Genomic DNA, 11,263 nt, shown 5'->3' with positions numbered 1-11,263 from the left:
CTATGAAACGAAGAGATTATAAAATATACAGCTTTATGCTGATCACCTTGGTTTTCTTATCCAGCTGTAAGAAGGCATTAGAAATCGATCCAACAACTTCTTATTCCAGTTCGAATTTCTGGACCGAAACACCTCAGGCAACGGCAGCTTTATATGGTGCATACAACCTTTTACAAGGAGCAATGGCGCCGGAGTCTGTTTTATACGGCGAAGGAAGGGCTGATAATGTAGTCATAAATCCACTGGCATTGAGCTCGCAGACCTTGAATTTGTTAACAAACAACCTCAACTCAAGTCTGCCTATTGCAAACTGGAGTGGTTTCTATCAGGTTGTTAATCAAAGTAATTTAATCCTAAAGAACACTTTGGAAATGAAGGGTAAAGGACTTTATTTAGGGAAAGCTGCTGAATATAATAGTGTAAGAGGGCAGGCCTTTGCCATTCGCGCTTTCTGTTACTTTTACATGACCCGTATTTGGGGTAAATTACCCCTGGTAACTGAACCCTTTGTAGATGCGAAACAAAATGTAAGCATTGCACGTTCAGATACTGCTGCGGTGTACGCCCAGATCCAGGCAGATCTTGATTCTGCAGCATTAGCGCCAATCCCTGCATCTTATACAACGGCTCCGGCAACCCGGGCCCAGTTTACATTAGGTGCAGTTAATGCTTTGTATACTGATTTTTATATGTGGCGTCATCAATATGAGAATGCACTTGTGGCCTCACAGAAAATTCTGACCAGCTCAACCTATTCACTTGCTTCACTTTATAGTGCCTCGTCAACGGTAGATTATAATGTTAATCCGGCATTAATTGACAATACTGCTTATGCGCAGATGTTTACGAAAGGAGCTTCTAATGAATCAATTTTCGAAATCGATTACAATTTTGCCGAGCGGGCCACACGATCATTTTTGATTACGGTATATGGTGATCTTGGTTTCCAGCCGTTCTTCAAAGCCAGTGGTTACCTATCTAGTAAATTCAGCTCAACGGATTTGCGTTCAAAGATTAATTTCGATACCAATTCGGGTATCGTAAAATTCTTTGAGAAATCTGGATTTGTTCGTGGTACGCAGGACGATAAGAATATTATTATTTATCGCCTGGCCGATATCATGTTGTTACGTGCTGAAGCACTCAATAAAACCGGCAACATTCCCGGAGCAATGGTACTGGTAAATCAAATCAGAAGCAGAGCCGGGGCCCAGCCATATGCGGAAGATTCTTACAGCGGATTTACCACCGATCAAATAGAAGATCTTATCCTTGATGAACGTGCCAGAGAACTTTGTTACGAAGGCAAGAGATGGTTTGATCTGGTACGTACAGGCAAGGCCATTAAAGTAATGCAGCCCATCAATGGCCTTAGTCAGACTGAAAACTTCCTGTGGCCATTAAGCCTTACCGAAATCAGATTAAACCCACTGTTGGATCAAAATTCATATTACCAATAAAAAATATTTAAAGATGAAAAAATTAAATCTTTACCCAAAAGTACTTTTTCTCTGCATGTGTGTGCTCACAATTGTAAGTTGTGGCAAACTCGAGCTTTTGAAAAATGAAGATAGTGACGGAACTCATGCAGGTGCTAACCTTAAGGAGCAAACCATACAACAGTTTCTACTTGCAGACCACAGTTCAGATTTAACCGAACTTGATCTCTTTGCTTCAGCAGTGAAACGTTCGGGCTTGATGGATATGCTGGGTAAAAGCGAGGATTATACCATGGTACTGCTCACCAATCCCGCGGTTAAACAGCTTTTGGCAACGGTAGGGTATACCAGTGTTGATCAGGTACCTCCCATTATTCTTAAAAACCTGTTGGGCGATCTGATCATAAAAGGGAAATTAAAATCCACTGATCTTAGTCTTGATGAGACAAGAAAAATAGAAACCATTAATGGAAACTATATTTACTACTCCAGAACATCAAACGCATCTGATCAATATGTGCTGAGAATTAATCAGAATTCAACATTAGGATCCACGGCGGCAGTGGTACGGTCGCAGGATCTGGAATTTAACAACGGCGTAGCCCAGGTTACTGCTCAGTTTACTTTCTACAGGTTGCTGGACGATAAACCGGATGAGGCCGATGAGGGGGGGAATGTGATTACACAAAAAATCAATGTGGCTAAAGACGTTTACGTTCGCGGCGGTTCTGGTAACTCAAATGCCAATTTCAACGATGTGGCAACCATAGATTTAAAAGCGGTAAGTTCCGCAGATGCTACTGTTGGTCGTATTGGTGTAATGCAGTACCCACTGGAAAAACCAAGCTTTGGCGACAAAATTGGCGCCGCAAAGATGTATGTTTATGTGTATACCACAGGGTTAACGCCTGCTACCACATTCTCCTTTTCTGCACATTTAGGTGAAAATAAAGATTGGGTGGAAAATGCAATCACCTGGAACAATGCTCCGACCTACAATTCTGTTCCTATGTCAACTTTATCTATTCCCGGAGAAACAGTTGGATGGGTTTCTTTTGATGTTACCTCAGCAGTTAGTCAGCTTTACGCAAATAATGAAACCTTTATCAACGTGTTTTTAAAACACAATGTTGATAATTTTATTAAGGTTCGCCCAAGAGAATTCTCTAATGGACTTTACAGTTCTTATATTACTATTAGTTCTCCACCGCAAACAGTTTTAACACTCGGCAAGGTAAGTGTGCTTAATGTTTCTGCCGTTGAGCAGATTGCACCGTTAACATTGGCTAATTTGAAAATGGAAGGTACAACTGATCATAACATTACCTACTCCGTAAAACAGGTTCCTACGGCCGGATTCTTAGTTAAATATGGGATTCCACTTGCTGCAAATGCCTCTTTTTCGCAGGCTGATATTGCAAAAGGAGCCATTAAATACCTATATGGGGGATCGGGCAATACGGATAAGATCATTTTTGAGGCAAGAGATCATAACGGAGGGTATTTTAAATCAGACATCAGCCTGGATATCGCAATTAAATAGATTTTGCCTGGCATTTGCTTAAACCAGTAAGTCCGAACAAAAATATAAATTATGAAAAGAACAGTATTTCTTGTAATGCTTTTAACTACATTTTTTGGCTATGCAAATGCATTTCAAAAAGGGTTAAACGATCCGGTTTCACCATTTCCGGTAAGGGGATTTCATCTCGATTTGCGCATTCAGGCCATTCCTATGCCCGCTCTTAAAAAACTTGCGCTGCAATTGGTTAAGGGTGGCATTAATACGCTGGTTATGGAATGGGAGGCAACTTATCCTTTTCAGGACGAACCTTTGATTCCTAATCGTTTTGCTTATACAAGAGATGAAGTAAAGGCTTTTATTGCTTACTGTGCTTCTATAAAACTTGATGTCATACCACTTCAACAGAGCTTTGGACATGTTGAATACATTCTTAGAAATCCCAAATACAAAGACCTGAGAGAAGATCAGAAAGATTACTCTCAGGTCAATCCAATTCGCGCGGCAGAGGCTAAAAAGCTTTTTACCACGCTTTATCAGGACTTGATTTCTACACATAATTCTCCTTATATCCATATTGGTGGTGATGAGACTTATCTGCTGGGACACTCAGAAGAATCCAAAAAGAAGATTAAAGCAGTTGGTATCGGAAGGCTATATGGCGATTATATCAAAATGCTTTGCGATGTTGTAGTTGGATTGGGTAAGAGACCGGTACTTTGGGCAGACATTGCTTTGAAATATCCGGAGGCATTAAAGGGTTTACCAAAAGAGACCATTTTTATAGACTGGAATTATGGATGGGACATCAATATGTTTGGTGACCATGAAAAACTCATGCATAGTGGTTTTGAAGTATGGGGAGCACCATCAATAAGGAGTCATCCCGATAATTACTTTCTCACCCAATGGGGAAAACACTTTAAAAATATTTCTGATTTTGTTCCGTTGGCAAAAGAGCTGGGCTACAAAGGCATCATTATGACTTCCTGGTCTACCTCCGGATTGTATTCTCCCGTGTTTGAAACCACCAGGGATATCGTAGATCTTTATGCAATCCGACGTGTTTATCCTATCAGCGGATTTAATATGCTTATCGCGGCATTTCTTGAATCCATAAAGTCCGGGAAGGCACTTGATACAGAAAAGTTCATTTACGGTTATGCCAAATCGCAATATGGTTTTGATGAAAACAGTGCTAATGCGTTTTGGAAAGCGGTTTCGGCGGTTCCTTTCGAGATTACACAAGGAAAACCGATCAATACGGATTTAAGTATTGATCAAATGTTAGATAGTACCAAAAAAGCATCTGCTATACTCCTGAAGCTTAAGCCCGTTAAAAATGCAAAAGAGTTTGAACATTACCGCTTAATGGCAGCCATCCGTATACAATATCTTACTTATCAGTCGATAGAATCCCGGGCAAATGCTCCGGAAATGACCGCCGAAAAGCTTAAGGCACTAATTCCTGAGCTTGAAGCGCTACCTACTAAAGAACTGGATAAGAAGTTTATAGCGCTCAATTCAGAGATCATGTACCCTTCAGAAATTGCTCAGGAAAATGAGCTTAGAAATGCGAAAATCAAGGTATTGCTGGATAGGCTGAAGAGGCTTAAATAATACTAAAGAAAATGGAAAAGATTAAGCTATATAATGGTAAAATAATTACTCCCCATCGTATAATTAATGGGGGGTGTATCATTATTGAAGGGGGAAAGATTCTTGACGTAAGCACCTCAGATATTCATGTAGAAGGGGCATTAGAAATAAATGTAAGGGGTAATTACATTGCACCTGGATTTATTGATTTACACGTTCATGGTGGTGGTGGTCACGATTTTATGGACAACGAGCCGGATGGCTTTCTGGCAATTGCAGAATTACACGCTAAACATGGTACAACAGCACTCATGCCTACAACATTAAGTAGTGAGCATCAGGATTTGCTTGATACTTTAAGCGTTTATGAAACTGCCGATGTCAGCAATGTTAAAGGCGCACAGTTTATAGGGATACATATTGAAGGACCATATTTCTCTATGGAGCAAAGAGGGGCACAAGATCCAAGATATATCAGGGCGCCGGATCCGGCAGAATATCAGGAGATTATTGCGGGTTCTAAGGCTATTAAACGCTGGAGTGCAGCACCTGAGCTTAAGGGAGCCTTAGAATTTGCTCAATACCTGACTGAAAAAGGTATTTTGCCATCCATTGCACATACTAATGCAATATACGAAGAGGTATTGCCGGCATTTGAAAAAGGTTTTACTCATGCTACACATTTTTACTCGTGTATGTCGGGTGTTTCGAGGCGAAATGCATACCGTTATGCGGGAGTGATAGAAAGTGCCTATCTGCTTGATGCAATGACTGTAGAAATCATTGCTGATGGCATTCACCTTCCTCCGCCGTTACTTAAGCTTGTCCTCAAAATTAAAGGGGCAGACCGAACTGCACTGGTTACTGATGCAATGCGCGCCGCAGGTATGCCGCCAGGGCCAAGTATTCTTGGTAGTCGACGTGATGGCCTGGAAGTTATTGTTGAAGATAACGTGGCTAAATTGAAAGACAGAACTGCCTTTGCGGGTAGTGTTGCTACGATGGATAAGCTGGTTAGAAATATGGTGGAAATGGCTGATGCTACCCTGGAAGATGCCGTTAAAATGGCTTCTCTTAGTCCGGCAAATATAATCGGCATAGGAGATCGAAAAGGATCATTGGTGGCAGGTAAGGACGCTGATATCGTCATCTTCGATGATCATGTGAACATTATGCAAACCATAGTGTCTGGGAAAAGTATATATGTAAAATCAATTTAATTTATATCTGGTGGTGAAAAAAAAAGAGTTAAGCATGCCTGAGCTTCGGGTTTACAAGTCAAGAAAATTAATGGGAGCTGCGGCAGCGAGTCGGCTCGCCATCGAGATTAATGCTGTTTTGAAAAATAAAGATTCCGTTAATATCGTATTTGCAGCAGCTCCTTCACAAAATGAATTTTTGAGCGCGCTTTTTTACGAGAACATTAAATGGGAGCACGTAAATGCTTTTCATATGGATGAGTATATCAATTTGGATGAAAATGCAACCCAAAGATTTGGGAATTTTTTAAAAGAGCGCATATTTGATAAGTTCAATTTTAAGTCTGTGAACTACTTGAATGGAAATGTTGATGACGTTCAATCAGAATGTAAACGTTATTCGAGATTACTTGAAAAACATCCGATTGATATCGTTTGTATGGGGATAGGTGAAAATGGGCATCTTGCTTTTAATGATCCGCCCGTTGCCAATTTTAGTGATCCTGAAATCGTAAAGGTGGTTACATTAGATTTGCCCTGCAGGCAGCAGCAGGTTAATGATGGTTGTTTTGCTAGTCTAGACGATGTACCTACTCAGGCGCTAACATTAACAATCCCCGTTCTAATGAGTGCAAAGATTATCAATTGTGTGGTACCCGGACAGGCAAAAGCACAGGCTGTGTTAAATACACTAACCAAGCCCATATGTAGCGATTTTCCGTCAACTGTATTACGAAAACATAACGGGGCAGTACTTTTCCTGGATACCGATAGCAGCAAATACATTCAGTCTTCTAAGAACTAATCTCAAGCCTGTATCCTTTGGCGCGAACAACAACAATTTTGATATTCGGATCAATTTCCAATTTTTTTCTAAGTTTTGATATGAACATATCCAGACTGCGACCTACAATAACACCCTCATCCTCCCATATCTCTTTTTGCAGTCGACTTCGCTCTATAATCTCGTTAGGAGACGAGGCGAAAATGCGCAGTACACGGGTTTCCGTTCCGGTCAGGTCTGTTGTCTCTCCATTTGTCATGAGCTTACGATTCTTCACGTCGAACAACACTGAGCCCAAAGTGAACATATCAGCATGCCCATTCTCAGGTAAGGCCTTCCGCGGCTTAGCAGATCTCAAAAAGAAAAACCCAACAACTGCTAAAAATGACAGACCTCCCAAAAAATATTCATTCTTTGCTACATTTATGCCCGTCGGTTTAAATTTGATGTTGATCATGTAACATGCTCTAGGCTGTTTTCTTCCTAAGCATGCTACAATATCATCTTTCTTATTTTTGGATATCGCGTATCCATAGGCTACACTGGCATTGCTACAGTTCATTACGTTTACAACATAATCACGTGCCAGCTGATCTTTGCCCAACAAGCGCTGAGTAGTATTCACCAGAGAGTCCGGTTGAAAAGTAAGCTCATTCTCAAACCTGATCTGGTATTCATTTTCTGCGATCTTTTTTACCGGAAGCACTCTTGATGTACTGTCGCCCGACTGTAAGAGTATCTCATGTCCAAGCCTCCGTAGCAAAACTTCTCTCCTGGCGATATCAAAGTCGTCACCATCCTTCCTACTGAAAGCCACGCAGATTACAGAAATAAACAAGAGTAGCAACAACCCGAACAGGTACTTGCGTTTCCCGGACAGGAGATTTCGGTTAACATGCATAATGTCAAGATTTTATTTACAAAGTTTACATTTTTATTTGCAATCTAAGCTCTTCAGGCTGAAATATGTCAAAGTAATTTCGCTTAATCAATTAGAAATGATATGAAAAATAAAAGAAACGTTTTGTACAGCACGGTTATCATGCCGTCACCGAAAACGAGTATCATGCCTTAGGTGGCCTTTGGTCCAGGTAGTGTTACACATAATATAGTCGCCTTTTGCTACACGCTGAGACCGAAATTGTTCGAACCTTGTTCGACCAGAGCCGAACATATAGCGGACTAGAGTAGTGCCAGGTCTTAACGATCTGCACCTCCCAAAAAGAAGGCAAAAAAATTGAACGTTTGAGCTTAAATTTTATTAACGCTTTGCAGTTTCTGTAACTTCTTAAAAGCCTCTTTTGCTCTTCTTATCAACTCACATTCATTAAAATTAATTAAATTAACATTAACAAAATCATCAGGATCATACAAGTAAGCCAGTGAGTAATATCTGATGTCGAGATAGAGGGTATCTAAAACCTTTCCTATTCTCTCGTCAAACTTTCCCAACTGCCCATACTCATCCTGAGATTTGATTTCAAGAAACAATTGTTCGAACTCGGCAATTTCAATTTTTCCGGAATTTAACATCGAGAACAGATGCAAATACTTCTGCAAGTGTATTTTGTCTAATAACTTTATTTCATTTATCATAAAATATGTACTAGTCATCTACGTCTTTTATGATCATGCGGTTTTCATTGCTTCTTTTTTCCATTGTTATGATATAATCTGGAAATTCCATATTCAGGTTTTGCTGCATAATGGAATGATAAGTATGAATATATCCGGGATAAATTGGAACTCACTTACGCAAGTCAGACGGTGAAAGACCAATTGGAGAAAATATGGCAAAATGCTTTAGAAATACGTAACAACTGGGAGCTAAACCACCAGTCAGGCCGAGCAAAATGGAAGTTCATCAAAGCTACAGTAACCCATGATCCAGCTAACTTTGGAAAGGCCTATCTGGTGCAGCGTATTGATTTTGTGAAGTAGTCATCTTTGGTAAACACTTAATCGGAATATATATGCATAAAAAAGGCTGCTTAAAAGCAGCCCCTTTCAATCATCATCAGCCCTTTTCAATCACTAAGGGAATGCTGTTGTGATTATATTTTATCAGAACTATTCAGGGGTTCTGACTAAGATGAAATGTTATTGTACTATTTTACCGTCTTTGTCAATTTTCAAAGATGATGTTTCCTCACCTTTTTTAACATCGATTTGGTAAAAGCTTGATTTATCTGCATTTGTTACCAAAAATGCAGCTGTTGGAGTCCATTCTTTAACTGGATCTGTTTGCAAAGTTTTTTGCACTGGTTCTGGAAGATCTTTTAATTCTACCGGAGTTTTGGTTGTACTATCCTGATGAACACTAATCATCACTGGATTTTTGATTTCGCTTGCTTTTACTGAGGTTAATCCTGCTACAGCTAAAATTGCTGCTGATAAAATGATCTTTTTCATAATTACTATATTAAAGTTCAACTAAATATTCTTGTTATTTATGTTTTGAGTATGCTACATAATAATGCCTAACTATCAATTTTTTGGCACGGGTTTGATTTACAGTAGTTTACTGATTAGCTCGTTTTATTATACTGTTGCATTTTTCCGCAAGTTGCGGAGCGCCGATACAGTTTTGTGGATAACAAAGTCCATGTATTAAAAAACGGCCATAATTATTACCTTTAATAAATTCCATTTTGTCGATGAATTATTTTATCTCAGTTATCTGCCTGCTACTTTTATGTACGTATAGTAAAGCGCAATATCTTGATGAAATGTCTGTAAAACTGCATCAACCCGCTGATCTTAAAAAAGATGTTTACCTCGTGCAAAACACATTAGAAAAAGAAAATCCAAATCTTTATCTATATATCAGTAAAAAAGATCTTGACCATAAATTTGATAGTTTAAGGATGACCATAAAACAACCACTTACCAGCATAAGTCTATATGTTAAACTATTAAGCGTTATCAGTTATATCGGCGATGGCCATTTAACCATCAACATAGACTACTCGAAATTTACCGCCTCTGATATTGCATTTTTAAAGAAACCAACATTACAGCACCCTATTTATCAATTTAATTACCGGGTAATAGCACACAGGCTATTTATCAGCGAAAATTTATCTGTCGATTCCACAATAGCTAAGGGTACAGAGATCTTAAGTATTAATGATGTTCCAGCCGCTAAATTGATAGATAGCTTGAGCCACTACATTACCTCAGATGGTTATAATACTACCTATAAAGAGTTCCTGATGAACGGCGGCCTATTTGCAGAACGTTATCGTTTTTTATATCCGAAAAGGGAACCTTTGAACTTTAAGCTCAGTTCCAATAAAGGTATGCAACAAATCACACTAAATGCCTTTCAAAAACCTGGTTATGATAGCAGTAGTGTTGCCCGGCCCCCACATACAGCGTATAAATTATTAACGGCTGATAGTAGCATTGCCTACCTTAAACTCCAGACCTTTTTTAATGGCGCTAATTATGAAGGGTATCACGGTATTTTTGCGGACATTCAAAAGAGAAAATTAAAAACATTAATAATAGACCTGCGCGGAAACACTGGAGGAGAAATCGGTTGGGCATCAAGCATATATAGTTTCTTAATAGATACGCCAACCTATTTCTACAAGCTTCCGGCAGAAATAAGCCGGCAAAAGTTACTGTATGATAATCCAAAAATACGGGACTGGGTTAAAAAGGCATCTAAATTAAATTATCCCATTGTTACACCTGATACCAGCATATTTAAAGGCAAAATATATGTACTTATAAATGGTGGTAGTTTTTCGGCATCCAGTTTACTGGCAGCAAATATGCGAAACCTAAAAAACGTAACTTTTGTTGGTGAAGAAACCGGAGGCAGTAAAAATGTCTGGACTGCAGGGATAATCAAAAATATGACGCTTCCCACCAGTAAACTTTCACTCGCTTATGGCAACATGCCGGCCTATTTTGGTGACATTACAAACATTGACGGGCGTGGATTAATGCCTGATGTATCAATTTCCTACACTATTGAGGATTATTTAGCAAATAAGGACCTGGAGATGGATTGGGTGTTAAAGGATATTGCGCGTTAGAGGAGAAAAACACCCTTATATTGTCGCAATTACACCTCACACAGCTAGCCTGTCCTCTTTAAATTTGAATCATCATTATACTAAATAGCATCAAAATGAGAAAGATCAGAATTTTCGAACATATCTCGCTTGACGGCGTGATTGAGCACGACAAAAACTATGCATATGGCGCATGGACTGCACCATACCGGACCTCTGACGGATTGGCTATGCTTCTTGACGCATACGGTCCTGGTTTTGACCTGCTGATTGGCCGACGCACATACGATGAGTGGTTGGGCTATTGGCCAAATGCCGGAGACTTTCCGATGGCGAACGCTATAAACGCTGCAACCAAACACGTAGTGACGCACAGACCGGAAAGCCTTAAATGGGGACCAGTGAAAGATCTTGGAGAAGATTTCATCGAGGAGCTTCGCAAACTCAAGTTGACCGACGGACCCGATCTGGTCGTTTCCGGAAGTATATCACTGACACCTTTGCTACTCAACGCGGGATTGATAGATGAGGTTATCCTGATTGTATACCCGGTATTACTGGGTAAAGGCAAACGCATTCTTTCTGACAGCTTTGACGCGCGTGAGCTCGAATTCGTTAGCACATCGACCACACCAACAGGTGTGCTGCTCAATACTTATAAGCATCTGGGGTCGCTGAAAAAATAATCTATC

General features: G+C 39.8%; 11 protein-coding genes. 8 read left to right on the top strand and 3 right to left on the bottom strand.

The genetic code is table 11. The annotated features are described in order from the left end of the window. The first annotated feature begins 2 nt into the window (after positions 1-2). The 5 genes from HQN86_RS10360 to HQN86_RS10340 are packed head-to-tail and all read left to right on the top strand — an operon-like array spanning position 3 to position 6,564. Positions 3-1,460 carry a RagB/SusD family nutrient uptake outer membrane protein gene (locus HQN86_RS10360; RefSeq protein ID WP_172660906.1) on the top strand — a complete coding sequence of 486 codons (1,458 nt, stop codon included), beginning with the start codon at positions 3-5 and terminating at the stop codon, positions 1,458-1,460. Between the two features lie 13 nt (positions 1,461-1,473). Continuing rightward, complete coding sequence (locus HQN86_RS10355; RefSeq protein ID WP_172660905.1) at positions 1,474-2,982, top strand: CBM96 family carbohydrate-binding protein; 1,509 nt, start codon at positions 1,474-1,476, stop codon at positions 2,980-2,982. A gap of 51 nt (positions 2,983-3,033) precedes the next feature. Then, a complete protein-coding gene (locus tag HQN86_RS10350; RefSeq protein ID WP_246269535.1) occupies positions 3,034-4,581 on the top strand; it encodes a family 20 glycosylhydrolase in 1,548 nt (515 codons plus the stop codon). 11 nt (positions 4,582-4,592) lie between these two features. Beyond that, complete coding sequence (nagA, locus tag HQN86_RS10345; RefSeq protein WP_172660904.1) at positions 4,593-5,780, top strand: N-acetylglucosamine-6-phosphate deacetylase; 1,188 nt, start codon at positions 4,593-4,595, stop codon at positions 5,778-5,780. 13 nt (positions 5,781-5,793) lie between these two features. Beyond that, positions 5,794-6,564, top strand: coding sequence for a glucosamine-6-phosphate deaminase (locus HQN86_RS10340; RefSeq protein ID WP_317171690.1), 771 nt, complete (start codon positions 5,794-5,796; stop codon positions 6,562-6,564). On the opposite strand, the gene HQN86_RS10335 is transcribed toward HQN86_RS10340, so the two are convergent. Next, positions 6,554-7,444 (bottom strand): winged helix-turn-helix domain-containing protein, encoded by an 891-nt coding sequence (locus HQN86_RS10335; protein WP_172660903.1) that lies wholly within the window; start codon positions 7,442-7,444, stop codon positions 6,554-6,556. The genes HQN86_RS10340 and HQN86_RS10335 overlap by 11 nt on opposite strands. Positions 7,445-7,794: 350 nt before the next feature. Then, positions 7,795-8,157, bottom strand: a complete 363-nt coding sequence (locus HQN86_RS10330) for a colicin immunity domain-containing protein (protein WP_172660902.1) — start codon at positions 8,155-8,157, stop codon at positions 7,795-7,797. Between the two features lie 126 nt (positions 8,158-8,283). On the opposite strand from HQN86_RS10330, the gene HQN86_RS10325 reads away from it, so the two are divergent. Beyond that, complete coding sequence (locus HQN86_RS10325; protein WP_172660901.1) at positions 8,284-8,484, top strand: hypothetical protein; 201 nt, start codon at positions 8,284-8,286, stop codon at positions 8,482-8,484. A gap of 159 nt (positions 8,485-8,643) precedes the next feature. On the opposite strand, the gene HQN86_RS10320 is transcribed toward HQN86_RS10325, so the two are convergent. Continuing rightward, positions 8,644-8,955, bottom strand: coding sequence for a hypothetical protein (locus HQN86_RS10320; protein ID WP_048903995.1), 312 nt, complete (start codon positions 8,953-8,955; stop codon positions 8,644-8,646). A gap of 245 nt (positions 8,956-9,200) precedes the next feature. Between HQN86_RS10320 and HQN86_RS10315 the strand changes: the two genes are divergently transcribed. Together HQN86_RS10315 and HQN86_RS10310 are read left to right on the top strand one after the other, a co-directional pair. After that, entirely contained in the window at positions 9,201-10,592 is a 1,392-nt protein-coding gene (locus HQN86_RS10315) for a S41 family peptidase (protein ID WP_172660900.1), read from the top strand. A 95-nt stretch (positions 10,593-10,687) separates the two neighbouring features. Then, positions 10,688-11,257 carry a dihydrofolate reductase family protein gene (locus tag HQN86_RS10310; RefSeq protein ID WP_172660899.1) on the top strand — a complete coding sequence of 190 codons (570 nt, stop codon included), beginning with the start codon at positions 10,688-10,690 and terminating at the stop codon, positions 11,255-11,257. Positions 11,258-11,263: the final 6 nt, after the last annotated feature.

This window comes from Pedobacter panaciterrae (assembly GCF_013204795.1).
In the GTDB taxonomy this organism is placed as follows: domain Bacteria; phylum Bacteroidota; class Bacteroidia; order Sphingobacteriales; family Sphingobacteriaceae; genus Pedobacter; species Pedobacter panaciterrae.
The sequence above is the reverse complement of the archived record's forward strand: the minus strand, read 5'-3'. Positions and strand labels throughout refer to the sequence as shown.